This is a genomic window from Pseudomonas sichuanensis (assembly GCF_003231305.1).
GTDB classification, from domain to species: Bacteria; Pseudomonadota; Gammaproteobacteria; order Pseudomonadales; family Pseudomonadaceae; genus Aquipseudomonas; species Aquipseudomonas sichuanensis.
Map to the genome: position 1 here is coordinate 1 of NZ_QKVM01000029.1, position 25,487 is coordinate 25,487.

The 25,487-nt window shown below is 63.7% G+C and carries 22 protein-coding genes; 9 read left to right on the forward strand and 13 right to left on the reverse strand.

All coding sequences use genetic code 11. The features are described 5' to 3' along the window. Positions 1 to 123: 123 nt before the first annotated feature. The 6 genes from kdpF to DM373_RS16170 all read left to right on the forward strand — a co-directional run bounded on the left by kdpF (position 124) and on the right by DM373_RS16170 (position 8,041). The gene (gene kdpF, locus DM373_RS16145; protein WP_033696222.1) at positions 124 to 213 is read left to right on the forward strand and encodes a K(+)-transporting ATPase subunit F; all 90 of its coding nucleotides are present in this window, start codon (positions 124 to 126) and stop codon (positions 211 to 213) included. A 9-nt stretch (positions 214 to 222) separates the two neighbouring features. Beyond that, positions 223 to 1,917, forward strand: a complete 1,695-nt coding sequence (gene kdpA / locus DM373_RS16150) for a potassium-transporting ATPase subunit KdpA (protein WP_110994534.1) — start codon at positions 223 to 225, stop codon at positions 1,915 to 1,917. 10 nt (positions 1,918 to 1,927) lie between these two features. Beyond that, entirely contained in the window at positions 1,928 to 3,982 is a 2,055-nt protein-coding gene (gene kdpB / locus DM373_RS16155; RefSeq protein ID WP_110994535.1) for a potassium-transporting ATPase subunit KdpB, read from the forward strand. A 13-nt stretch (positions 3,983 to 3,995) separates the two neighbouring features. Continuing rightward, complete coding sequence (gene kdpC, locus DM373_RS16160; protein WP_110994536.1) at positions 3,996 to 4,559, forward strand: potassium-transporting ATPase subunit KdpC; 564 nt, start codon at positions 3,996 to 3,998, stop codon at positions 4,557 to 4,559. A 135-nt stretch (positions 4,560 to 4,694) separates the two neighbouring features. Further along, on the forward strand, positions 4,695 to 7,349 hold the full coding sequence (locus DM373_RS16165) for a sensor histidine kinase (RefSeq protein WP_110994537.1): 2,655 nt from the start codon (positions 4,695 to 4,697) through the stop codon (positions 7,347 to 7,349). Then, positions 7,346 to 8,041 carry a response regulator gene (locus DM373_RS16170; protein WP_110994538.1) on the forward strand — a complete coding sequence of 232 codons (696 nt, stop codon included), beginning with the start codon at positions 7,346 to 7,348 and terminating at the stop codon, positions 8,039 to 8,041. The genes DM373_RS16165 and DM373_RS16170 overlap by 4 nt, the downstream gene beginning before the upstream one ends. A 148-nt stretch (positions 8,042 to 8,189) precedes the next feature. Here the strand turns inward: DM373_RS16170 and lysA are convergent, their stop codons facing one another. Continuing rightward, complete coding sequence (gene lysA / locus DM373_RS16175; RefSeq protein ID WP_110994539.1) at positions 8,190 to 9,425, reverse strand: diaminopimelate decarboxylase; 1,236 nt, start codon at positions 9,423 to 9,425, stop codon at positions 8,190 to 8,192. Positions 9,426 to 9,658: 233 nt separating this feature from the next. Between lysA and DM373_RS16180 the strand changes: the two genes are divergently transcribed. From DM373_RS16180 to DM373_RS16190, 3 genes are all read left to right on the forward strand, one after another. Then, positions 9,659 to 10,627, forward strand: a complete 969-nt coding sequence (locus DM373_RS16180; protein WP_244215084.1) for a LysR family transcriptional regulator — start codon at positions 9,659 to 9,661, stop codon at positions 10,625 to 10,627. Beyond that, positions 10,624 to 10,989, forward strand: a complete 366-nt coding sequence (locus tag DM373_RS16185; protein WP_110994540.1) for a hypothetical protein — start codon at positions 10,624 to 10,626, stop codon at positions 10,987 to 10,989. Before DM373_RS16180 ends, DM373_RS16185 begins: the two co-directional genes overlap by 4 nt. 302 nt (positions 10,990 to 11,291) lie before the next feature. Then, a complete protein-coding gene (locus tag DM373_RS16190; protein WP_110994541.1) occupies positions 11,292 to 12,455 on the forward strand; it encodes an AAA family ATPase in 1,164 nt (387 codons plus the stop codon). Between the two features lie 100 nt (positions 12,456 to 12,555). Here the strand turns inward: DM373_RS16190 and DM373_RS28740 are convergent, their stop codons facing one another. From DM373_RS28740 to DM373_RS16250, 12 genes are all read right to left on the reverse strand, one after another. Further along, the gene (locus DM373_RS28740) at positions 12,556 to 13,620 is read right to left on the reverse strand and encodes a hypothetical protein (protein WP_157966844.1); all 1,065 of its coding nucleotides are present in this window, start codon (positions 13,618 to 13,620) and stop codon (positions 12,556 to 12,558) included. Continuing rightward, positions 13,607 to 14,191, reverse strand: coding sequence for a hypothetical protein (locus DM373_RS28745; RefSeq protein WP_157966845.1), 585 nt, complete (start codon positions 14,189 to 14,191; stop codon positions 13,607 to 13,609). The genes DM373_RS28740 and DM373_RS28745 overlap by 14 nt, the downstream gene beginning before the upstream one ends. Positions 14,192 to 14,319: 128 nt before the next feature. After that, positions 14,320 to 15,372, reverse strand: a complete 1,053-nt coding sequence (locus tag DM373_RS16200; RefSeq protein WP_110994543.1) for a DUF2235 domain-containing protein — start codon at positions 15,370 to 15,372, stop codon at positions 14,320 to 14,322. Positions 15,373 to 15,585: 213 nt separating this feature from the next. Next, positions 15,586 to 16,161, reverse strand: a complete 576-nt coding sequence (locus tag DM373_RS16205) for a PIN domain-containing protein (protein ID WP_110994544.1) — start codon at positions 16,159 to 16,161, stop codon at positions 15,586 to 15,588. Then, positions 16,158 to 16,625, reverse strand: a complete 468-nt coding sequence (locus DM373_RS16210; RefSeq protein WP_110994545.1) for a helix-turn-helix domain-containing protein — start codon at positions 16,623 to 16,625, stop codon at positions 16,158 to 16,160. Before DM373_RS16210 ends, DM373_RS16205 begins: the two co-directional genes overlap by 4 nt. A 325-nt stretch (positions 16,626 to 16,950) precedes the next feature. After that, a complete protein-coding gene (locus DM373_RS16215) occupies positions 16,951 to 17,220 on the reverse strand; it encodes a DUF3077 domain-containing protein (RefSeq protein WP_110994546.1) in 270 nt (89 codons plus the stop codon). A gap of 155 nt (positions 17,221 to 17,375) precedes the next feature. Then, positions 17,376 to 17,624: a hypothetical protein gene (locus tag DM373_RS16220; RefSeq protein WP_110994547.1), complete on the reverse strand. Its 249-nt coding sequence runs from the start codon at positions 17,622 to 17,624 to the stop codon at positions 17,376 to 17,378. Between the two features lie 499 nt (positions 17,625 to 18,123). After that, positions 18,124 to 19,734: an ABC transporter ATP-binding protein gene (locus DM373_RS16230; RefSeq protein ID WP_110994548.1), complete on the reverse strand. Its 1,611-nt coding sequence runs from the start codon at positions 19,732 to 19,734 to the stop codon at positions 18,124 to 18,126. Position 19,735: 1 nt separating this feature from the next. Then, entirely contained in the window at positions 19,736 to 20,755 is a 1,020-nt protein-coding gene (locus DM373_RS16235; RefSeq protein ID WP_110994549.1) for an ABC transporter permease, read from the reverse strand. Between the two features lies 1 nt (position 20,756). After that, the gene (locus DM373_RS16240; protein WP_110994550.1) at positions 20,757 to 21,830 is read right to left on the reverse strand and encodes a microcin C ABC transporter permease YejB; all 1,074 of its coding nucleotides are present in this window, start codon (positions 21,828 to 21,830) and stop codon (positions 20,757 to 20,759) included. Position 21,831: 1 nt separating this feature from the next. Continuing rightward, complete coding sequence (locus tag DM373_RS16245; protein WP_110994551.1) at positions 21,832 to 23,658, reverse strand: extracellular solute-binding protein; 1,827 nt, start codon at positions 23,656 to 23,658, stop codon at positions 21,832 to 21,834. Next, positions 23,655 to 25,487 carry an extracellular solute-binding protein gene (locus DM373_RS16250; protein ID WP_208642802.1) on the reverse strand — a complete coding sequence of 611 codons (1,833 nt, stop codon included), beginning with the start codon at positions 25,485 to 25,487 and terminating at the stop codon, positions 23,655 to 23,657. The genes DM373_RS16245 and DM373_RS16250 overlap by 4 nt, the downstream gene beginning before the upstream one ends.

Sequence of the window (25,487 nt, forward strand, 5' to 3'; positions counted from 1 at the left end):
TGGTCAGTTGATCTTTACGCCTTCTTTATGCCCTGACCCCACCCCCCATCTCGCCCCTTTACGCCCCTCCCTCGGACAATTTCCCCAAAGCGGCCCTCATGCCGCATCAAGGGAGATGGGCTCATGTACATGCTCGATGGGCTGTCACTGCTGTTGGCGGTGGCGTTGGCGGTTTACCTGCTGGTGGCGCTGCTGCGCGCCGATCGCAGCTAAGGGGCGGCCATGCACAGTTACGATTACCTGCTATTGCTGGCGTTCTTCGCCATCGTGCTGCTACCGGCACCCTGGCTTGGGCGTTTCTACTTCAAGGTGATGGAAGGCCAGCGCACCTGGCTGACCCCGCTGCTCGGCCCGGTGGAGCGGGGCTGCTATCGCCTGGCTGGGGTCAACGCCGGGCAAGAGCACAACTGGAAGCAGTACACCTTGGCCCTGCTGGCCTTCAACCTGGCCGGCTTCGGGCTGCTGTTCGCCGTCCTGCTGCTGCAAGGCAGCCTGCCGCTCAACCCGCAGCACCTACCGGGCCAGGAATGGTCATTGGCGTTCAACACAGCGGTCAGCTTCATGACCAACACCAACTGGCAGTCCTACAGCGGTGAGGCCTCGGTCAGCTACCTGAGCCAAATGCTCGGCCTGACCGTGCAGAACTTCGTCAGCGCCGCCACCGGCCTGGCCGTGCTGGTCGCCCTGTGCCGTGGTATCGCCCGGCGCTCGACCACCACACTGGGCAACTTCTGGGTCGACCTGACCCGCGCCACCCTCTACGGCCTGCTGCCGCTGTGCATCGTGCTGGCGCTGCTGCTGGTGTGGCAGGGCGTGCCGCAGACCTTCGCCGACTACGCCCATGCCGTCACCTTGCAGGGTGCCGACCAGACCATCCCGCTCGGCCCGGCCGCCAGCCAGATCGCCATCAAGCAACTGGGCACCAACGGTGGCGGCTTCTTCGGCGTCAACTCGGCGCACCCGTTCGAGAACCCCACGGCCTGGAGCAACCTGTTCGAGGTGGCCTCGATCATCCTGATCCCGGTGGCGCTGGTGTTCACCTTCGGCCGCTACGTCAAGGACCTGCGCCAGAGCCGCGCGATCATCGCCTGCATGCTGGCGCTGTTCCTGATCGGCGGCAGCACCGCGCTGTGGTCGGAGTACCAGCCCAACCCGGCCTTCGAGAGTGCCCAGGTGCAACAGAGCGCGCCGCTGGAAGGCAAGGAGAGCCGCTTCGGCACCACCGGTTCGGTGCTGTGGACGGTCACCACCACCGCCGCCTCCAACGGCTCGGTCAACGCCATGCACGACAGCCTCAACCCGCTGACCGGCATGGTGGCGATGGTCAACATGATGGTCGGCGAGGTGATCTTCGGCGGCGTCGGCGCAGGCCTGTACGGCATGCTGCTGTTCGTGCTGATCGCGGTGTTCCTGGCCGGCCTGATGATCGGCCGCACCCCGGAGTACCTGGGCAAGAAGCTGCAGGCCCGTGAAGTGCAACTGCTGGTGGCGACCTTGCTGGTGATGCCGGTCGGCGTGCTGGTGCTCGGCGCCATCGCCGCCAGCCTGCCAGGCCCGGCCGGCGCGGTGAGCAACCCCGGTGCCCACGGCTTCAGCCAGTTGCTGTACGCCTACACCTCCGGCACCGCCAACAACGGCTCGGCTTTCGCCGGCTTCGGCGCCAACACCCCCTACCACAACGTGATGATCGCCCTGGCCATGCTGATCGGCCGCTTCGGCTACATCCTGCCGGTGCTGGCCCTGGCCGGCAGCCTGGCGGCGAAGAAGAGCGCGCCGCAGGGACTGAACAGCTTCCCCACCCACGGCCCGCTGTTCACCACGCTGCTGCTGGTGACCATCCTGCTGGTCGGTGGCCTGACCTTCCTGCCGACCTTGGCCCTGGGGCCGATCGCCGAACACCTGAGCCTGGGTTTCTGAGGAATCATTGATGAACATGCCCATTCCTGACGTGAAGGCGCAACGCAGCGCCAAGGACCAGACCCGCTTCGCCGCGCTGTGGCGCCCGGCGCTGCTGCAGGCCTTCGTCAAGCTCGACCCGCGCCAGCTCAAACGCTCGCCGGTGATGCTGGTGGTGGCCTTCACTGCGCTGCTCACCACGCTGCTGTGTTTTGCCCCCGAAAGCGGCGTGAGCACCGGCGTGGCGGTGCAGATCAGCGTATGGCTGTGGTTCACCGTGCTGTTCGCCAACTTTGCCGAAGCCCTCGCCGAGGGCCGCGGCAAGGCCCGCGCCGACAGCCTCAAGGCCGGCAGCCAGGGCCTGACCGCGCAACGCCGCAAGAGCGACGGCAGCTACGAGACCGTCGCCGCCAGCCAGCTGCGCAAGGACGACGTAGTACGCGTGGTGGCCGGCGAGATGATCCCCGGTGACGGCGAGGTGCTCGAAGGCATCGCTGCGGTCAACGAGGCCGCCATCACCGGCGAGTCCGCGCTGGTGATCCGCGAGTCCGGCGGCGACCGCTCGGCCGTCACCGGCAACACCCGCCTGGTCTCCGACTGGCTGCTGATCCGCATCTCCAGCAACCCCGGCGAATCGACCCTGGACCGCATGATCGCCCTGGTCGAAGGCGCCAAGCGCCAGAAAACCCCCAACGAGATCGCCCTGGACATCCTGCTGATCGGCCTCACCCTGATCTTCCTGATCGTGGTGGTGACCCTGCAGCCGTTCGCTCGCTTCGCCGGCGGTAGCCTGCCGCTGATCTTCCTCGCCGCCTTGCTGGTGACGCTGATCCCCACCACCATCGGCGGCCTGCTGTCGGCCATCGGCATCGCCGGCATGGACCGCCTGGTGCGCCTGAACGTGATCGCCCGCTCCGGCCGCGCGGTGGAGGCGGCCGGCGACGTGCACACGCTGATGCTCGACAAGACCGGCACCATCACCTTCGGCAACCGTCGCTGCAGTGCCCTGCATGCCGCCTCGGGCGTGACCGCCAAGGAACTGGGGGAGGGTGCCTTGCTCGCCTCGCTGGCCGACGACACCGCCGAAGGCAAGTCCATCGTCGAGTACCTGCGCCAGCTGCATGACTTCGCTGAACCCTCGAGCAGCCAGTACCAGGCCATCGCCTTCAGCGCCGAGACGCGCCTGTCGGGCATCGACTTCCAGCAGCACCGCTACCGCAAGGGCGCCGTCGATGCGGTGCTGGCCTTCGTCGGCATGCAACGCCTGGAAATGCCGGTACCCCTGGCCCGTGAAGTGGAGCGCATTGCCCAGAGCGGCGGCACACCGCTGCTGGTGTGCGTCGACAAGCGCCTGCTCGGCGTGATCCACCTCAAGGACGTGGTCAAGCCCGGCATCCGTGAGCGCTTCGCCGAGCTACGCAAGCTGGGCATCCGCACCGTGATGGTCACCGGCGACAACCCGCTGACCGCCGCGGCCATTGCCGCCGAAGCCGGCGTGGATGACGTGCTCGCCGAAGCCACCCCGGAGAAGAAGCTGGCGCGCATCCGCCAGGAGCAGAACGACGGCCGCCTGGTGGCCATGTGCGGCGACGGCGCCAACGACGCGCCGGCCCTGGCCCAGGCTGACGTGGGCATGGCCATGAACGACGGCACCCAGGCCGCCCGCGAGGCCGCCAACATGGTCGACCTCGACAGCGACCCGACCAAGCTGCTGGACGTGGTGCAGGTGGGCAAGGAGCTGCTGGTCACCCGCGGCGCGCTGACCACCTTCTCCATTGCCAACGACGTGGCCAAGTACTTCGCCATCCTGCCGGCGCTGTTCGCCGCCATCTACCCGCAATTGGGCGTGCTCAACCTGATGCAGCTGGCCAGCCCGCAGAGCGCGATCCTCTCGGCCATCGTGTTCAACGCGCTGATCATCATCGTGCTGATCCCCCTGGCCCTGCGCGGGGTGCGGGTGCAGGCCGCCAGCGCCGCCCACCTGCTGCGGCGCAACCTGCTGATCTATGGCCTGGGCGGGATCCTTGTGCCGTTTGCCGGGATCAAGCTGATCGACCTGCTGCTCAACGCCCTGCACCTGGTTTGAAGGAGAGACTGACATGACTGCTTATGTACGCCCGGCCTTGAGCCTGATCCTGTTGATGACCGTGGTCACTGGTGCCCTGTACCCACTGGCGGTGACCGGGATTGCCCAGGTGGCGTTCCCCGACCAGGCTAATGGCAGCCTGGTGCGTGACGACAAAGGTGAAGTGCGCGGTTCGGCGCTGATCGCTCAGGAGTTCAAAGGCGATGGCTGGTTCCAGTCGCGGCCCTCGGCGGGGGCGTATGCCACCGTGGCCAGCAGCGCGAGCAACCTGTCGCCGAGCAACCCGGCACTGGCCGAGCGGGTCAAGGGCGAGGCCGCCGCGCAATACCAGGCGCAGCAGGGGCCGGTGCCCTTGGCGCTGCTGACCACCTCTGGCAGCGGCCTGGACCCGCACCTGCCGCCGCAAGCCATCGCCTACCAGCTGCCGCGTGTGGCGGCGGCGCGGCAGGTGCCGGTGGAGCGCTTGCAAGTGCTGGTGAATGACGCCACCCTTCGCCCATTGGTCGGGCCGCCGGTGGTCAATGTGCTGGCGCTGAACCAGGCGCTTGAGCGTTTGGCACCTGTTAACCGGCACTGACAAGGGGCCGCTTTGCGGCCCTTCGCGGGTAAACCCGCTCCCACAGGGGAAGCTTGGCGCTATCCCTGTGGGAGCGGGTTTACCCGCGAAGGCCTGCGCAGCAGGCCCAAAATCGCAATCTGTAAAGGATGAACCATGAGCAACCCCACCCGCGCCGACGCGCTGTTGGCCGGCCTGCCCCGCGAAGGCCGGGGCCGGCTCAAGGTATTCCTCGGCGCCGCGCCCGGGGTCGGCAAGACCTTCGCCATGCTCCAGGCCGCCCACGCTCAGCAGCGCCAGGGTGTGCAGGTGGTGGCCGGGGTGGTCGAAACCCACGGCCGCGCCGAAACCGAGGCCCTGCTCGGCGGCCTGCTCCAGCAACCCTTGCTGCGCAGCGAATACCGTGGCGTGCTGCTCGAAGAAATGGACCTCGACGGCCTGCTCAAGGCCAAGCCCCCGCTGGTGCTGGTCGACGAGCTGGCCCACAGCAACGCCCCCGGCAGCCGCCACGCCAAGCGCTGGCAGGACGTGCAGGAACTGCTGGCCGCCGGCATCGACGTGTACACCACGGTCAACGTCCAGCACCTGGAAAGCCTCAACGACAAGGTGCGCGACATCACTGGCGTGCAGGTGCGCGAAACCCTGCCCGACTGGGTGCTGCAGGAAGCCTTCGAACTGGTGCTGATCGACCTGCCGCCGCGCGAGCTGCTGGAGCGCCTGCGCGAGGGCAAGGTCTATGTGCCCGAGCAGGCCCGCGCCGCCATCGACGCCTATTTCTCCCAGACCAACCTCACCGCCCTGCGCGAGCTGGCAATGCAGACCGCCGCCGCCCAGGTGGATGCCGACCTGGCCAGCGGCTACCGCCAGCGCGGCCAGGAAGCGCCAGCCTTGCGCGGCCGGCTGCTGGTCGGCATCGACGGCGACGACCAGGCCGAACGCCTGGTGCGCCATGCCAGCCGCGTTGCGCAACGCCGCCATTTGCCGTGGAGCGTGGTGCACGTCGACAACGGCCGCCTGCGCGACGAAACCGCCCGCCATCGTCTGCAGGCCGCCCAGCAACTGGCCGAACGGCTGGGCGGTGAAGTGGTGCTGCTCAGGGCGGGGGAGGTGGCCCGCACGTTGATCCAGCACGCCGCCGAACGCCGCGCCAGCCTGGTGCTGGTGGGCCAGTCCAGGGACCTGCTGCGCCGCCGTTTCTTCGGTGCCGGCGTTGCGGCACGCCTGCTGCGCGAAAGCCATGGCCTGGAAATCAACGTGCTCGACCGCGACGCCCAGCCACAACCGGCCAGCGCTGCGGCCAAGCGCGTGTGGGTGTGGCGCCACTACCTGCTGGCGCTGGTGGCCACGGTGCTGGCCGCCGGCCTGTCATGGGCGGTGTCCAGCGTGCTGGCGCTGCCCAATATCTCGCTGGTGTTCCTCGCCGCCGTGCTGCTGGTAGCGGTGCGCAGCAGCCTCGGCCCGGCGTTGGCCTGCGCCGTCCTGTCGTTCCTTGCCTACGACTTCCTGTTCATCCCGCCGAACTTCTCGTTCAGCATCCAGCGCGAAGAAGACGTGCTGACCCTGGTGTTCTTCCTGTTGATGGCCGCGCTCACCGGCAACCTCGCCGCCCGCCAGCGCCGCCAGTTGCAGGCCCTGCGCGAAACCCAGGCGCAGACCAACCAGTTGCTCGACCTGTCGCGCCGGCTGACCGTGGCCACCGATCGCCAGGCCGTGTTCAGCGCTGCCGGCCAGCACCTGAATGGCTGGCAGGACGTGCAGGTGTGCCTGCTCGAACGTAGCGCCGACGGCCTGCTGCAAGTCGCCAGCGGCGATGCCCCGGCCTTCACCGACAACGAACGCGCCGCCGCCGAATGGGCCTGGCAACACGGCCAGGCCGCAGGCTTCGGTAGCGATACCTTGCCCCACGGCCGCTGGTGGTGGTGGCCGCTGGCCGTGGAGGAGCAACCCCTGGCCTTGCTCGGCGTGCGCCCGCGCAGCGGCGAAGCCATGGGCGCCCAACGCCGCCGCCTGTTGATGGCCCTGGCGCAGCCCCTGGCCCAGGCCCTGGCCCGCGCCCGCCTGGGCGAGCAACTGGAGGCCGCGCGCCTGCACGGCGAAACCGAGCAACTGCGCAGCGCCTTGCTCGCCTCGGTGTCCCACGACCTGCGCACCCCGCTCACGTCCATGCGCGGCAGCATCGACAGCCTGCTGGCGCTGGGCGACGCCATCCCCCCGGACGACCGCCGCGAGTTGCTCGAAGGCACTCGCGATGAAGCCGAGCGCCTGGACCGCTATATCCAGAACCTGCTGGACATGACCCGCCTCGGCCACGGCAGCCTCAAGCTCGCCCGCGACTGGGTGGCCCCCGCCGATATCGTCGGCAGCGCCCTCAACCGCCTGCGCGTGGTGCTGGCGCCGCTGCGCGTGCACACCGATGTGCCCGGCGAGCTGCCGCTGCTGTTCGTGCATGCCGCGCTGATCGAGCAGGCGCTGGTGAACGTGCTGGAGAACGCCGCGCGCTTCTCGCCGCCACAAGGGCGGCTCGACTTGCAGGTGAAGGTGCAGGACCAGCAACTGTGCTTTGCCGTCAGCGACCAGGGCCCCGGCATCCCCGAGGACGAGCGCGAAAAGATCTTCGACATGTTCTACACCGCCGCCCGTGGCGACCGCGGCGGGCAGGGCACCGGGCTGGGCCTGGCGATCTGCCAGGGCATGATCGGCGCCCACGGCGGGCGCATCCTGGTGGGCGAGGGCCTCGATGGCCACGGCACCTGCATCACTCTATGCTTGCCGCTGCCCACTCAACCCGATAGCGAAAGTGAAGCCCCATGAGCCAAGCCGCCACCCTGCTGGTGATCGACGACGAACCGCAGATCCGCAAGTTCCTGCGCATCAGCCTGGCGTCCCAGGGCTACAAGGTGATCGAAGCCGCTACCGGCAGTGAAGGCCTGGCCCAGGCCGCCTTGAGCAAGCCAGACCTGGTGGTGCTCGACCTCGGCCTGCCGGACATGGACGGCCAGCAAGTGCTGCGCGAGCTGCGTGAATGGAGCACGGTGCCGGTGATGGTGCTGTCGGTGCGCGCCAGTGAAGTGCAGAAGGTCGATGCGCTGGACGGTGGTGCCAATGACTACGTGACCAAGCCGTTCGGCATCCAGGAATTCCTCGCCCGCGTGCGCGCATTGCTGCGCCAGGCGCCGCAGGTGGGCAGTGCAACTTCGACGGCCAGCTTTGGGCCGCTGGTGGTGGACTTTGCCTTTCGCAAGGTGACGCTGGAGGGGCTGGAGGTGGCGCTGACGCGTAAGGAATACGCGTTGCTGGCGCAGCTGGCCGGGCACCCGGGGCGGGTGATTACCCAACAGCAGTTGCTCAAGGATATCTGGGGGCCGACCCATACCGATGACACCCATTACCTGCGGATTGTGGTGGGGCACCTGCGCCAGAAGCTGGGGGATGACCCCACCGCGCCGCGGTTCATCATTACCGAGGCGGGGGTGGGGTATCGGTTGGTGGCACCAGCGGTTTAGCCGCAGAGCGGTTTTGCTTGGTCGATCCTGGGGCTGCTTCGCAGCCCTTTCGCGGCACAAGGCCGCTCCTACAGTAGACGGTGGCCTCCTGTAGGAGCGGTCTTGTGCCGCGAAAGGGCCGCAAAGCGGCCCCAGAAAGTGCGACGCCTTACACACCCAGCTCCAGCGCCAGCAGCTCCTGCACAGTCTGCCGCCGGCGGATCATGCGCAGGCTGCCCTGCTCGATCAGAAACTCCGGCAACAACGGCCGGCTGTTGTAGTTCGACGACATGGACGCGCCGTAGGCCCCGGCATCGTGAATCACCAGCAGGTCACCTACCTTGGCTTGCGGCAGTACCTGGGGCGTCAGCTCCTGATCGTCCTGGGTAAACACATCCCCGGACTCGCACAGCGGCCCGGCCACCACGGTTGGTTGCAGCGGGCGATTGACGGGCCGCCCCACGGCATCGAACAGGCTCATGCGGTGGTAGGCGCCATACATCGCCGGGCGCATCAGGTCGTTGAAGCCGGCGTCCACCAGGATGTAGTGCTTGCTGCCCATCTGCTTGACGGCGCGCACCTCGGCCACTAGGTAGCCAGACTCCGCCACCAGGAAGCGCCCCGGTTCGATCTCCATGCGCACGGGGTGGCCGAGCATCGCTTCGATCTCCGCCCGCGCCACGGCCCAAGTGCGGGCATAGCACTGCAGGTCCACCGGCTGGTCGTCCTGACGGTACGGCGTGGACAGCCCGCCGCCGATGGAGAAGGCTTCGATGTCCATGCCCAGTTGGCCGATCAGCCCGACCATGGCCCCGGCCACCTGCTCCAGGTGCTGGTAATCCACCCCCGAGCCGATGTGCATGTGCACGCCCACCAGGTGCAGGCCGTGCTGCTTCACGCAGGCCAGCGCCTCGGGCAGTTGCTCGTGCCAGATGCCGTGCTTGCTGTTTTCACCGCCGGTGTTGGTCTTGCGGCTGTGGCCGTGGCCGAACCCTGGGTTGATGCGCAGCCACACCCGGTGCCCGGGGGAGCGTTCGCCCAGTTGGCGGAGCATGTCGATGGAACCGGCGTTCACTTCGATACCGGTCTCGACCACCCGCGCCAGGGTCGGCTGGTCCAGCACGTCGCAGGTCAGCACCACCCCGGCCGGCTCGCCGGTTACTTGCGCGCCCGCGGCGAAGGCACGTTCCATTTCACCCAGCGAGACCGCATCGAGCACCAGGCCGCGTTCGCGGATCAGGCGCAGCACGTGCAGGTTGGGGTTGGCCTTTTGCGCGAAACGGACGGTGTCGAAGTGCTGCAGCAGTTGGTCGATGCGCTGGCCGATGGTTTGTGCGTCGTAGGCCCACAGGGGCGAGCCGTGTTGGCGGACGGCGTCGGCCAGGAGGGTGGAAGGGGTGCTCATGGTGGTGTTCCTTGTAATGGATACACCGATCTTGAATGAGTTGATTGATTCACAAAAATAGCTATTTTTATTCTATCTATTCATATTTGATATGTAAGTGCGTGGGAGCGGGCATGCCCCGCGATCACCGGCATAGCCGGTGCCATACACCGCGTTGCTTGCATCGCGGGGCAAGCCCGCTCCCACGAACCGCTCCCACGACACCGCGTCCATACCTCTGGCTGTGTAGCCCCATGAAACTCTCCGTCCGCCACATCGAAGTGTTCCGCGCCATCATGGCTGCCGGCAGCGTCACCGGTGCCGCCCGGCTGCTGTTCACTTCGCAGCCCACCGTCAGCCGTGAACTGGCGCGCATGGAGCAGGTCACCGGCCTGAACCTGTTCGACCGCGAAGGCGGGCGCCTGGCGCCCACCGCTCAGGCCCTGCTGCTGATTGACGAGGTCGAGCGCGCTTTCGTCGGCCTGGAGCGCATCGACCGCTTTGCCCAGGCCATTCGCAACTTCGAGCAAGGCCGGCTGGCCATTACCTGCCTGCCGCTGTTCTCGCAAACCCTGCTGCCCAGGGCCTGCCAGCGCTTCCATCAGCAACACCGGGGCGTGAGCGTGAGCATCACCGCCCAGGAGTCGCCGCTGTTGGAGGAATCACTGGTCGCCCAGCAGCACGACCTCGGCCTGACCGAGGTCGAGCAGGTACCGCGTGGCGCGGTGGGCGAGTTGCTGTTCAGCGCCGACATGGTCTGCGTGCTGCCCCAGGGGCACCCGCTGCAGGCCAAGGCGGTCCTTGAGCTGAGCGATTTCGACGAGGTCGACTTTATCAACCTGGCCAGCCTGGATACTTACCGCCAGCAGCTCGACCAGCACTTTCGCGCCGCCGGGGTGAATCGGCGCACGGTGATCGAGACCACAAGCGCGGCCTCGGTGTGCGCCATGGTCCGCCAGGGGCTGGGGGTAGCGATCATCAACCCGTTGAGCGGGCTGGAGGCGGGGCAGGGTGGGTTACCGATTCGACGGTTGAGCATCTCGGTGCCGTATCGGGTGATGCTGATCCAGCCGGAACATCGGCCGACGTCGGCGGTTGTCGAGCCGTTTTGCCAGGCTTTGCGTGAGCAGGCGCGGGAAATGACAGCAGCGCTGGGCGGTAGCAGCGCTCAAGTGGCGGTAGAATCCGGGGCAGCTTTGTCCATCCACAAGGAAGCGCAATGAGCGGATCGCAGCCCACGACGGCAAAATCCCTGGGGGATCTCGAACCCCTTCCAGATTCTGTGTCGACCCTCACCCGGTTATTGCTGGAGGAAACCCATGAGCGACACGAAGATATCGTGTTCGAACTCGGGCTGCTCGGCGATGCGGCAGCCGTCCCTGCCATTGCGCAGGCGGTGAACATTCCGTTCGCCAGCCTGGTGCGCTGGGGCAACCTCCAGGAGTTCCAGCGCAAGTGCGCGTATGCGCTGGCACGGATCGGCACCCCGGAATCCCGCGCGGTGCTTGAACACATGGCGAGCAGTGCCGACCCGGACATCCAGGCTTATGGAGAAGAAGGGCTGGCTCGTTGGCCCCTCAAGTAGAGACGCCATTGGACCCCACTCGCGGCATGGCGCCAGCCCTTCGGTGAGTGGCATGGTTTGATCCAGCAGCACGACCTTGGTCTGACAGAGGTCGAGCAGGTGCCCCACGGGGTGTCGGGGATGCTTTGGGGAGGATTGCGCTGCCTTGAGTTGAGTGGGGTGCCGCGCAATGGCTGCTGGTTAAACAGCAGTGCGCATACAGGCCTGAGTGCGCCCGGTCGCTGACCGCCTAAACCCGATGGGTTTACATAGAATTATTCCAGGCCAATAATTATTGAAATCCAATAATTCTGGATAAACCGATGGCAGACATCTTCCTGCGCCCTGAGCTGGCGGCCGACATGGCTAAACAGCTGCTCAAACCGTCCGCGCTCGATATCGGGTTGCGCTCTGGGCTGTTCCTGTCCGGCTTGCGCCGTACCGGTAAAACCACCTTCCTGAAGAACGACCTGATCCCCGCGCTGGAGGCCCGTGGCGCGTTGGTGATCTATGTCGACTTGTGGAGTGATACCCAGACCAACCCAGTGGCTTTGGTGCTTGGCGCGGTGCGTAGAGCCTTGAACGATTTGCTCACGCCCACGTCGGCGTTCATGCAAAGGCTCAAGGCCCTGCGCGGAGCCGGGATCGAACTGGCCGGTATGAGGTTCGGTTTCGATCTGGAGACCTTGGGTGAAGCAGGCGGCGTTACGCTCGCCGAGGCTCTTACCGAAGTAGTGGACCAGGCCAAGGCCGACGTGGTGCTCATAGTCGATGAGGTGCAGCACGCCATCACCACCGAAGACGGCCAGCAGATGATGCTGGCATTGAAGGCCGCACGCGATTCCATCAATCCTCGGCCAGCGTCACCGGGCCATTTCCTGTTCATCGGCACCGGCTCGCACCGGGCAATGGTCAATGAATTGACCGCCCGACGTAACCAGGCATTTGCCGGTGCGACCAATGTCGCCTATCCGGTGTTGGGCAGTGACTACGTCGAATTCTGGCTCAAGCGGCTTGAGGCGGATGGCCTCGAAAACCTGCCGTCCCTGGCGATCGCGGCAGAGGCTTTCAGGACCCTGGGCAGCCGGCCGGAGGAGTTCATCCGTGCATTGCGCCAGCTTCTCCACTCACCAAGCCTGAGCTCAGGGCCGGATGTTGTACTTCCGGTGATTGCGGCTACCTTGCGTTCGGCGGCGGCGGACCTTGAACTGATGAAGGTCGAGGAGCTGGGCATCCTGGCTCAGGCGATCTTCGCCCGGATCGCCGCAGTGGATGGCGATACACGCGGGGTGTTCTCCAGCGAGGCGGCGGTGGAATATTCGACGTTCGTCGGCCGCGAGGTGCGCGTGGAAGAAGTGCAGCCGGTCGCCAACGACTTGCTGGCGGCCAACCTGATCATTCGCCGTGGCCACGGGCTGTATGGCGTGACCGACCCGTTCGTGCAGGAGATCTGGCGGGAACGCCAGGAACTGCTGGGCAAGCGGTGAGGTAGCTTGTGCATTGGTAGCGACAACTGCCGGAAGCACTCCACGACCATTGTGTGAGAGGCACGTCGTGACGGTAATGTGAAGCTTTCGGCGGATTGCTTCAGTTCTTGGGGAGGCATTGGTTATCTTTGCAGCGAGCCTCGAAGTCGGCCATGATTTTTGTGTAGTAGCTCGCTGGTAATTTATCTTTGTAGGTTTGGATGATTTTGATGGTTTCAAGGTAGGTGAGCTTGAGCCTGGGCTCAAAGTTGTCAGAATCTATCGAGGCGCCTGCAAAAGCCTGGGTGATGTTAAACGCGGGGATTCGTAGGGCGCTTGCATCAGGGTCGTCAAATATGATCATTTTCAGGGCGAATTCATCTGCCTTGAGTTCTCTTTCATTGCTTTCCTCGGCCGAGATCGGTGGCTTTTCCAAGTCTCCGTTCATGATGTGGAAGAACTCGTGGAATAGTTGTCCGAACCACTGGCCGGCTTGTACTTGTCCGAGCATGTTTGAGATGAATTTGTTGCGCATTTCTTTGGAATAGTCCAGCTTCGCGTTTGGGATGTTTTCCAGTGCCTTTAAAAGTTTGGCTTCAGTGATGGCGCCATTGCGTTCATCGTTGTACATCCAGTCAATCGCAGCTTTGTACTGATCAAGCTGCGTCATGCACTTCTCCGGGTGAAGATTCATTGCGAAAAGATAGGCAAAGAGCAGTGGTTCGCAAAGTTTTGGGTAGGGTGTCCCGCTTTCCCTGGAAAAAATTGAAAGTGCGGCAGAGGACAGGTACCTCTGGTACCGGGCAAGGAAGTCTAGTGTGACATCTTCGGCTTTCGAGCCGAGGCTCAATGCGTAAACTGAAATATAGGCGTACCCTTCCCCAAAATCATGGATCACTCGGTAGCCTGTCGGGCAATAGACAATAACAGGGTGCCCATTCCTGAACGTGGAGTACATGCTTTGAGTGCCACACCGGCTTAACGGTCCCGAGCTACCAATAACTAGTTCGGTGGTTTTAAGCTTTTCTTTCAAGTTGTCGGGTGCGTAATAGACCAATCTTTCGCGAGCGGCTGAAAATACCTGGGCGTGGCGCTGTGCAAGCAGTTGCACGTAATCTTGCTCACTGTTTGCTGGCGAGCTACCTAGGCACAGGAGTGCAAAGAGCGCCACGCTATAGCGCATCATCTTGGTCGCCCAACGAATTGAGCTTGCTCAAAATATTAATCGCTTGATTTCTATTTACAGTAAGCCCGCTGACCTTTTCTGTCGGATCGCCTTTGGACATGTCGCGAATGGCAAGTTGCAGTGCTTGGGATATTGCTTGCCGGTCAATGCGTTGCCCGTCAAAGAAAACCAGTATATTTTGGCAGTCTTTTTTAGTGTCGGATCCGCGGCTTTCTGATGTGCGTAGGAGTTGACCGTGCTCGCCATGGTTTGCAGGGAGCATCAATACACTGGCGGGGGCCTGGATCGAAGGCGGAGTGTAGTCCACCGTTGCTTGATAAGGTCGATTGACCAAGCTAACCAGTAGCCACATGCCAAACGCAGCAAAAAACACGCCTGGCCCGGCAGAGACAATCTTTATGCTAAATGATGAGGTTTTAGCCTCGCTTTCGGTATATGACAAAATTGCGTCTTTATACAGTCGCCAGCCTAAGTAAATGCAAATTAGTCCGGCAATAGCGCAAATAATGAGGACTGAGCAGCGGGCTATTGCAGCCAAGAGCTGAGGGCTAATGCACGGAGAAGCTTCCACAGGGCACCTCCAAGTGACATAGATATGAATGTAGCTCAACGTCAGGCACATTCAAAATGTAAGGAGGTGCGCTGGACGTGTTCGGTTTGGCGTCGGCGAGATGCTGGCGTTGCGAATGAGCGCCAAGGTCACCTGACCTTCCCAACCGGCGTGAAGCTGCCGACCAGATTCGGGCCAACCGTGTTCTTTGGTTTGTAATCCGCCTCGTGCTTGAGCCGGTCTTCGACACTCGGGTCGATGGCCTCCCGGCCAAACAGCGTTTGCCCGATGTCCCGGTAGTAGGGTGGGTTGAACTGGCTGTAGGCACCGCCAAGGAACTGTTTGTAGGAGTTGGTGATCGGCAGAGTGGTAGTGGGCAGGCTGGGGAGCTTGCTGGTGTCGACTGCAAGGCCACATTCGACCGCCTTGTTGATCATCCACGTCAGGGCGATATCCGAGAGGCTGTTGTCCGGGTAGCCACCGCCGATATTGGCGTGGGCACCGGAGAACCAGACTTGCTCCACACGCTGGTTGGGTTTGCTCTTCGGGTCCCACAGGGTGCACTGGTAGTTCTTGCGCCACTCATCGATCGCCAGCGCGTGGAAGGCGTTGTGGACGATCGAACTCAGTTCGGTGTCATGGAATTCGTAGTACGACTTGTTGAACCAGTCGAAGGACTCAAGCGGCACGCCCAGCGCGCCGACGGTATCCCAGATGCCCAGCATGTGGATGGTGATGTTGCGTGAGAAGTTGCTGCGGAAAAGTTGTGCTCTGTCCGAGTCGGCGCCCTCGTCCCGGGTCCGATACAGGCCATAGGCCTCTTCTGTCAGGTCGATATGCTCGGGTTTGAGCAATCCTGCGTTGCGGATCAGGCCCACCAGACTGCGCGCGGTGTAGGCGCCCCGGCTGAAACCGAAGATGTGGACCAAGTCACCGGGCTCGTAGGTGTTTGCCAGGTGGCGATAACCTTCGAGGATCTTATCTGAAAGCCCCACGCCGAAGGCACCCCCGCGGATGCGGTCGTACCATGCCGTGCCAACGCCTTGGTCGTACCATTTGTGCTGGACGGTGTTGTCCTTGTCGCGTGGGAGCAGGGCGGCGTGCAACTTCCAGACGTTGGTGCTCTTGCTGCCTTTGATTTCGGACTTCGTGTCCGGTGTATTCCAGGTGCCGTCAAACGAGATGATGATTTTCTTGGGCATAGTCCGTTCTCCTTCGCCACTGTGCTGCCTGGGCTTTGAACCGCACTGGGTATGGGCGTGGGTAACGGGTTTTTCGTGCAGGGTGCAGCGCAAGTTACAGCGGGTGGTGCGCTGACACATGCTCCCAGGGCCATTCGCAGGTGCTGTTCTCAGCGATCACTGTAGCCGTACATTTGTTGGGGTGCCGTGGAGGCTATGGGGCGGGCTCTGAGCTCAGAGCAAGAATCTGAACTCGGAAAGCAGTTTTACCGACTCGGGCAGTTTTTGCTGGAGTAGCTTGTCCAGATAGACCTGCGCACTGAGGGCTGGGTTTTTCAATGATTGACGCTGACGTTGGGCCGCCTCAAGCACAGCGGCCTTGTCGAGGTCCCACAGGTCGGCGATGAAGTCATCGGGATGCAGTGCTTCGATATCGAAGCTGCCAAGCGTAGCGTCGGGAAAGTCCTTGAGATTGAAGGTCACGATCACCGAGGCGTTGCACTTGATGGCGGCGGCGAGGACATGGCGATCATCCTCATCCGGCAGATCCAGCCCGCCCATCAGTGGCTCGTAATCGCTGACCAGTGCGTCGGGCACTGCCTCATCCATAAGGCTCGACGTGCGATCTAGCTGCGTTCGGTCAAGGTCCGGGCGATTGATCAGTAGATTGCGCTTCCACTCGTCATGAATCCTGGCTGACCAGCGGGCCCGGTACACGCCCGTCAGTGCAAGGTTCATCAGCAAGTCACGCAGTGGGACGGGGTAAAGAACGTTGGCGTCGTAAAGGGCTGTGAAGGAGGAATGCTTCATTCGTAGCCCATCCTTAAGTCCTGTGCCTGGGCTGCCAGCTCGTCCATCGCGGCACGGCTGATTGCATCACGTTTGTTTTTGTAGGCCACCAAATCCGCGAATTTGACCCGGCGGTGACGGCCTGTCTTGGTGTGTGGCATCAACCCTTCGTCCAGCAGCTTTACCAGATGCGGGCGGGAAACATTGAGCAGGTCGGCAGCTTCCTGAGTGGTCAGCTCGGCGTGGATCGGCACGACCTTGACGGCGTTGCCCAGTGCCAGTTCGCTGAGGATTTCGCCAAACAGGCGCAGGGCAAAGGTGGGGACCTCCACGACCTGGCGCTGATTCGCGTCATTGAGCAGCTCGATCCGTTGGGTGTGCGCTGCGGTCGAGAGAAAGGCGGCGAGCGTGCGGCTTGATTCGACGGCCACGGCAATCTCGTTGTCATCGGGAAGCATGTTGCGCGAAAGGTCGGTGGTGGTCATGGGCATCTCCAGGGCGCTATCGGGGGAAGGTGCCGTGACAGTGCGGCAGCCTGAGATCGCTTTATATTCGAAATATTCGAAAATCGCAATAAACGAAACGGCCTTCCATGGCAACCAGATGTACCTGTGGAAACCGGCATGTTTTGCTATGTCGCATGACATAAGCCAGACGCAGCGGCATCCGCGCGCACCGCGATACTGCGCCTTGTTGGCACGACGCGGTATCGCGGTGCGCGCTGATACCGCTGCGCCTGTCTTGCGTCATGCACCAAGGCAGGCGCCGCCTCTCTCACCGTAAAACCGCAGCCAAAGCAGATGCGCAAGCTCAGTGCCTCATCCCCAACTCCGCATCATCCATCAGCGCCTTGGCCAGCGCGCTCAGGTAATACGATGCCCAGAGCAGTTGCGGCTTCTCTTCCATGATCCCGGTAATGGTCAGGTCCCGCACGCAGCCCATCAGCTCCGAGGCCTGGTCCCGCGCATGCTGGCAAGGGATGCCGGGTTCGATGCAGAACAGCGGGGCGGTCATCCCTTCGCCTTGGTAGAACTTGGTCTTGCCCACGGTGGTGCGGGGCGTGGTGTCGTCTGTGTTCATTGCTCACTCTCCCTGAAATGATCGATGCCTGGGCAGGCCCTATCGCGGGTCAAGCCCGCTCCCACGGATGCAGGCATAACCCTGCGGGCTGGGGGTGGCGTGGGAGCGGGCTTGCCCCGCGATAGCGCCAGCTCAGGCGACACATGACCAACGGCCTAGTGGAACGCCCGGCGCTCCATCTGCGGCATCTGCACCTGAATCAACGCCGACTCGAGCAGCACCCGCAGCGCCTCGATCTCATGCATCAACGCCATGATCAGAATTGACGCGGGCGACTTGGGCTGCTGGACCGAAATGGCCTGATGCGCCACAGCCTGAGCGCACAGGGCGTACTCCGTGGCCTGGACGAGGGTGTCTTCGAGGGAGTGGTGGTTGTGGGGTGGATCGGGGACGATCTTTAACATGGCATAGATCCTTTCATCGGGCTGCCATCTGCCAGCTGTCAAACTGGAGGGTGGCAGCTATACGTGGGTTGACAGACCGGCGGACTATGCAAGTTCCGGCGCACGCAAGCGTGCCCGCACGTACAGCCGCCATAGAAGACAGCCATATGCATAATACCGTCGCGGCCTGTCAAAGCCGATCGCTGAACACCAGCGACTCGACGAGACTAGGGGCCTGCCAGGTCTACCGCAACGGAAAAAAGGCGGCAGGAGTATGTTTGGGAAATGGACTACAAGTAAGGGCTTTAATCTGATTCTTCGTGACGGGTAGCAACGTCAGCAGTTGCAGATATTGCATTGATACTGGCCGGCCCGGTAAACGCGATTCCTGTGGGAGCGGCTTTAGCCGCGAAGCAAGCGACGCGGTGACTGGCACCGGCTACGCCGGTGTTCGCGGCTAAAGCCGCTCCCACAGGGATCGCGCGTTGAGCAAGACCGTGGCTCCTGAAAGGGGCCAGTTTCAGGCAATCGATGTTGTGCCCAAAAACGCAGCCTCCAACAACTGCCGCGTATACCCATGCTTGGGCTCATTAAAGATCGCCCGCGCATCCCCCTGTTCCACCACCTGCCCATGCTTGATCACCATCAACTGGTGACTCAACGCTTTCACCACCGCCAGGTCGTGACTGATAAACAGGTACGTCAGGTTGTACTTGACCTGCAATTTCCGAAGTAATTCCACCACCTGCCGCTGCACTGTTCGGTCCAGCGCCGACGTCGGCTCATCCAGCAAAATCAGCGCCGGCTTCAACACCAACGCCCGAGCAATCGCAATCCGCTGCCGCTGCCCGCCAGAGAACTCATGGGGATACCGATGCCGCGTTCTAGGATCCAGCCCTACTTCCTCCAGCGCCGCCACAATCGCCGCTTCCTGCTCGGCCGGCGTGCCGATCTTGTGAATCCGCAACCCCTCGCCAACGATATCCGCCACGCACATGCGCGGGCTCAGGCTGCCAAAGGGGTCCTGGAACACCACCTGCATTTCCCGGCGCAGCGGCCGCACTTCCTTCTGGTTCAACCCTTCCAGGTTCTGCCCATGGAAGCGAATGCCGCCCTGGCTGGAGATCAACCGCAAGATGGCCAAGCCCAGGGTGGACTTGCCGGAGCCACTCTCGCCAACGATGCCCAGGGTCTGCCCCTGGGGCAGGCTGAAGTTCACCCCATCCACCGCCTTCACATGGTCCACGGTGCGGCGCAGCAGCCCCTTCTTGATCGGGAACCACACCTTCAAGTCCTTCACCTCCAGCAACGGCGCCCCTTCGGCGTTCGCTGCCGGCGCGCCGCTGGGTTCGGCATTGATCAGCATCTGCGTATACGGATGCTGCGGCTTGCTGAACAGCGTGGCGCAATCGGCCTGCTCGACGATCTTGCCGCACTGCATCACGCACACGCGGTTGGCGATGCGGCGCACCAGGTTGAGGTCGTGGCTGATCAGCAGCAAGGCCATGCCCAGACGCGCCTGCAACTCCTTGAGCAGGTCGAGGATCTTCAACTGCACGGTCACGTCGAGCGCCGTGGTGGGCTCGTCGGCAATCAGCAGTTCGGGTTCGTTGGCCAGGGCCATGGCAATCATCACGCGCTGGCGCTGGCCGCCGGACAGCTCGTGGGGCAGGGCCTTCAAGCGCTTGCGCGGCTCGGGGATACCGACCAGTTCCAGCAGCTCCAGGGTGCGCGCAGTGGCTTGCTTGCCAGTGAGGCCTTTGTGCAGCAGGAGGATTTCGTTGATCTGCTTTTCGATGCTGTGCAGCGGGTTCAGCGAGGTCATCGGCTCCTGGAAGATCATCGCGATGCGGTCGCCGCGGATGCGCTGCATGGGCTTTTCGCCCAGGTGCAGCAGGTCCTTGCCGCCGTACTGGATGCTGCCGGACGGATGCCGGGCCAGGGGGTAGGGCAGCAGGCGCAGGATCGAGTGGGCGGTGACGGACTTGCCCGAGCCGCTCTCGCCCACCAGGGCCAGGGTTTCGCCTTTGCGGATGTCGAAGCTGATGCCATCGACCACGCGGTTGACCTGGTCGCCGGTAACGAATTCCACGGCCAGGTCGCGCACTTCGATCAGGGTGTCTTGGCTCATGTCATTTCCTTGGGTCGAAGGCATCGCGGGCGGACTCGCCGATGAACACCAGCAGGCTCAGCATCACCGCCAGCACGGCGAAGGCGCTGATGCCCAGCCACGGCGCTTGCAGGTTGGACTTGCCCTGGGCCACCAGCTCGCCCAGCGACGGCGAGCCGGCGGGCAGGCCGAAGCCGAGGAAGTCGAGGGCGGTGAGGGTGCCGATGGCGCCGGTGAGGATGAACGGCATGAAGGTCATGGTCGAGATCATGGCGTTGGGCAGGATGTGCCGGTACATGATCGGGCCGTTGCGCATCCCCAGGGCGCGGGCGGCGCGCACGTACTCGAGGTTGCGGCCCCGCAGGAACTCGGCGCGCACCACGTCCACCAGGCTCATCCACGAGAACAGCAGCATGATGCCCAGCAGCCACCAGAAGTTGGGCTGCACGAAGCTGGCGAGGATGATCAGCAGATAGAGCACCGGCAGGCCGGACCAGATCTCCAGGAAACGCTGGCCGGCCAGGTCGACCCAACCGCCGTAAAAACCCTGCAGGGCGCCGGCGATGACGCCGACGATAGAGCTGGCGAGGGTCAGGGTCAGGGCGAACAGCACCGAGATGCGAAAACCGTAGATCACCCGGGCCAGCACGTCGCGGCCCTGGTCGTCGGTGCCCAGCAGGTTGTCGGCCGAGGGCGGCGCGGGGGCGGGCACCTTGAGGTCGTAGTTGATGCTCTGGTAGCTGAACGGGATCGGCGCCCACAGCACGAAGGCGTCTTTCTTGGCCAGCAGCTCGCGGATGTACGGGCTCTTGTAGTTGGCCTCCAGCGGGAACTCACCGCCGAAGGTGGTCTCTGGGTAGCGCTTGAAGGCGGGGAAGTACCACTGCCCGTCGTAGCGCACCGCCACCGGTTTGTCGTTGGCGATCAGCTCGGCGCCCAGGCTCAGGCCGAACAGCACCACGAAGATCCACAGCGACCACCAGCCACGGCGGTTGGCCTTGAAGCGCTCGAAGCGTCGGCGATTGAGGGGGGAGAGGGCCATGTCAGTGCTCCCGGCTGGCGAAGTCGATACGTGGATCGACCAGGGTGTAGGTGAGGTCGCCGATCAGCTTCACCAACAGCCCCAGCAGGGTGAAGATGAACAAGGTGCCGAACACCACCGGGTAGTCGCGGTTGATTGCCGCTTCGAAGCTCATCAGGCCCAGGCCGTCGAGGCTGAAGATCACCTCGATCAACAGGGAACCGGTGAAGAAGATGCCGATGAACGCCGAGGGGAAGCCGGCGATCACCAGCAGCATGGCGTTGCGGAACACGTGGCCGTACAGCACGCGGGTGCGGCTCAGGCCCTTGGCCTTAGCGGTGACCACGTACTGCTTGTTGATCTCGTCGAGGAAGCTGTTCTTGGTCAACAGGGTCATGGTGGCGAAGTTGCCGATCACCAGCGCGGTGATCGGCAGCACCAGGTGCCAGAAGTAGTCCAGGATCTTGCCAGTGGTGGACAGCTCGTCGAAGTTGTTGGAGGTAAGGCCGCGTAGCGGGAACCAGTCGAAGTAGCTGCCGCCGGCGAACAGCACGATCAGCAGGATGGCGAACAGGAACGCGGGGATGGCGTAGCCGACGACGATGGCCGAGCTGGTCCACACGTCGAAATGGCTGCCGTGGCGCACGGCCTTGGCGATCCCCAGCGGGATAGACACCAGGTACATGATCAGCGTGCTCCACAGGCCCAGGGAGATCGACACGGGCATCTTCTCGATGATCAGGTCGATGACCTTGGCGTCGCGGAAGAAGCTGTTGCCGAAGTCGAGCTGGGCGTAGTTCTTGACCATGATCCACAGCCGTTCGGGGGCGGACTTGTCGAAGCCGTACATGCGTTCGATCTCGGCGATCAGGGCCGGGTCCAGGCCTTGCGCGCCGCGGTAGTTGGAACCGGCCACCGACACTTCGGCGCCGCCGCCGGCGATGCGGCTGGTAGCGCCTTCGAAGCCTTCGAGCTTGGCGATCATCTGCTCGACCGGGCCGCCGGGGGCGGCCTGGACGATGATGAAGTTGATGATCAGGATGCCGAACAGGGTGGGGATGATCAGCAGCAGGCGGCGCAGGATATAGGCCAGCATGTCAGTTGGCCTCATCCGCAGGGGCTTTGGTCACGGCGGGGGTGACGCCTGGCTTGATCCACCAGGTGTCGATGCCGATGTCGTACCTGGGCGGCACCTGCGGGTGGCCGATGTGGTTCCAATACGCCACGCGCCAGGTCTTGATGTGCCAGTTGGGGATCACGTAGTAACCCCACAGCAGCACGCGGTCGAGGGCGCGGGTGTGGTCGATCAGGCTCTGGCGCGAATCGGCGTTGATCAACTGTTCCACCAGCTGGTCGATGGCAGGGTCGCGCAGGCCGATGAAGTTGCGGCTGCCGGGGTTGTCGGCGGCGGCGCTGGACCAGTATTCGCGTTGCTCGTTGCCGGGCGAATTGGATTGCGAGAAACCGCCGACGATCATGTCGTAGTCGCGCGAGCGCAGGCGGTTGATGTACTGCGAAACGTCGACGCGGCGGATGTTCAGCTCGATGCCGAGGTCGGCGAGGCTGCGCTTGAACGGCAGCAGGATGCGCTCGAACTGGGTCTGGGCCAGCAGGAACTCGATGACCAGCGGCTTGCCGTCCTTGTCGACCATCTTGTCGTCGACGATTTTCCAGCCGGCCTCCTGCAACAGCTTGTAGGCCTGGCGCTGCTGTTCGCGGATCATGCCGCTGCCGTCGGTGATGGGGTTGTGGAAGGCCTCGCTGAACACTTGATCGGGAACTTTGCCGCGCAGCGGTTCGAGGATTTTCAGCTCGGCCGGGGAGGGCAAGCCCTGGGCGGCCATATCGGAGTTTTCGAAGTAGCTGCCGGTACGCAGGTAGGCGCCGTTGAACAGCTGCTTGTTGGTCCACTCGAAGTCCAGCAGCAGGCTCAGCGCCTGGCGCACCCGCACATCCTGGAACACCGGCTTGCGCAGGTTGAAGATGAAGCCTTGCATGCCGACGGGGGTGCCGTTGGGCAGCTCTTCCTTGATCAGCCGGCCATCACGCACGGCGGGCACATCGTAGGCGGTGGCCCAGTTCTTCGCGCTGACTTCCAGGCCGTAGTCGAACTGGCCGGCCTTGAGCGCTTCGAGGGCGACGGTGTTGTCGCGGTAGGAGTCGAAGGTCATCACGTCGAAGTTGTAGAAGCCGCGGTTGATCGGCAGGTCCTTGGCCCAGTAGTCCTTGACCCGCTCGTAGCGGATCGAACGACCGGCCTTCACGTCGGCGACCTTGTAGGGGCCGCTGCCCAAGGGGATTTCCAGGTTGCCGCGGTTGAAGTCGCGGTTTGCATACCAGTGCTTGGGCAGCACCGGCAGTTGGCCGAGGATCAGCGGCAGCTCGCGGTTGTTGGTGTGCTTGAACTTGAACAGCACCTTGAGCGGGTCTTCGGCGACCACCTCGGCGACGTCGGCGTAGTACTGGCGGTACAGCGGCGCGCCGTCCTTGATCAGGGCGTTGAAGGTGAACACCACGTCTTCGGCGCGCATCGGGTGGCCGTCGTGGAAGCGCGCTTCGGGGCGCAGGTAGAAGCGTACCCAGCTGTTGTCGGGGGCTTTCTCGATCTTGCCGGCCACCAGGCCGTACTCGGTGAAGGGTTCGTCCAGGCTCTGGCGCATCAGGGTGTCGTAGATGCTGCCGACGTTGTCGGCGGGCACGCCCTTGTTGATGAACGGGTTGAGGCTGTCGAAGCCGCCGAAGCTGGACTGGCGGAACGTGCCACCCTTGGGCGCATCCGGGTTGACGAAGTCGAAGTGCTTGAAGTTGGCCGGGTATTTCGGCGCTTCGTCATACAGGGTCAGGGCGTGTTGCGGGGCGGCCATGGCCGGGAGCGTAAGGCAGGCCAGCAGCAGGCTGCAGGCCAGGCGCAGGGTCGGGGTCATTTGGCTTTCTCCGAAGTCTTCTTGATCCACCAGCTGTTCAGCCCGAGGGTGTAGGGCGGCGTGGTGACGAAGGCCAGCCGGTTGCGGTAGGCCAGGCGATGGTTGTCCAGGTACCAGTTGGGGATCATGTAGTACTGCCATGAGAGCACGCGGTCCAGGGCCCGGGCGGCGGCGATCTGGTCATCGCGGGTGCGGGCGGCGAGCAGGGTGTCGAGCAGGTGGTCGACCACCGGGTCCTTCACGCCAGCATAGTTCTTGCTGCCCTTGGTCGCGGCCTGGCTTGAATGGAAGTACAGCCACTGCTCGAGGCCGGGGCTCAGGGTCTGGTTAAGGGTCATCAGGATCATGTCGAAATCGAACTGGTCGAGCCGTTGTTTGTACTGGGCGCGGTCGACGGTGCGCAAGCGCGCATCGATGCCGATGCTGGCCAGATTTTCGACATAAGGTTGCAGGATACGTTCGAGGTTCGGGTTCACCAGCAGCAGTTCCATGCGCAACTGCTGGCCCTTGCTGTCCACCAGGCGCTGGCCGTTGAGCTTCCAGCCGGCCTGGGCGAACAGATCGAGGGCCTGGCGCAGGGTCTGGCGGCTGATGCCACGGCCATCGGTGTGGCTCACCTGGTAGGGCTCGGTGAACAGTTTCTCCGGCAGCTGGTCGCGGAACGGCTTGAGCAGCAGCCACTCCTTGCCGGTGGGCAGGCCGCTGGCGGCGAACTCGCTGTTGGGGTAGTAGCTGGTGGCGCGGCGGTAGGCGCTGCTGAACAACGCGCGGTTGGTCCACTCGAAGTCCAGCATCAGGCCCAGCGCCTGGCGTACCCGGGGGTCGCCGAAGGTGGCGCGGCGGCTGTTCATGAACAGGCCCTGGGTTTGCGTGGGGATCTGGTGCGGGATCTGCGCCTTGATCACCTGGCCCCGGCGCACGGCGGGGAAGTTGTAGCCGTTGGCCCAGTTCTTGGCCTGGTGCTCGATATAGATGTCGAACTCGCCGGCCTTGAACGCTTCGAAGGCCACGGTGGCGTCGCGGTAGAACTCGTATTCGACGCGCTTGAAGTTGTACTTGCCGCGGTTGACCGCCAGGTCCTTGCCCCAGTAGTCCTTCACCCGCTCGAACACCAGGCGCCGGCCAGGCTGCACTTCGGTAATGCGGTACGGGCCGCTGCCCAGCGGTGGCTCGAAGGTGGTGGCCTTGAAGTCGCGGTTTTGCCAGTAATGCTTGGGCAGCACCGGCATCTCGCCCAGGCGCAGGATCAGCAGCGGGTTGCCGGCGCGCTTGAACACGAAGCGGATGCGCAAGGGGCCGAGGATGTCGACGCGCTGCACTTCCTGCAGGTTGGTGCGATAGATCGGGTGGCCATCCTTGAGCAGGGTGCGGTAGCTGAAGGCGACGTCGGCCGAGGTGATCGGCGTGCCGTCGTGAAAGCGGGCCTCGGGGCGCAGGTTGAACACCACCCAGCTGCGGTCCTCGCTGTACTCGACGCTGCGGGCGATCAGGCCGTAGCTTGACGTGGGTTCGTCGCCGGAGGGGTCGTACATGCCGGTGCCGACCATCAGTGGCTCGTTGAGCTCGCTGATGCCGTATTGCAGGAAGTTGGGCGTGGTGACCGGGCTCGAGCCCTTGAAGGTATAGGGGTTGAGCGTGTCGAAGGTGCCGAACGCCATGGCCCGCAAGGTGCCGCCTTTAGGGGCTTGCGGGTTGACCCAGTCGAAGTGGGTGAAGGTGGCCGGGTACTTGAGCGTGCCGAACTGCGCGTATCCGTGGCTTTCGCTCACCATCGCGACGGCGGGGAAGCTCAAGGCCAGGCTGAGGGACAGCAGGAGGGGACGTATCAA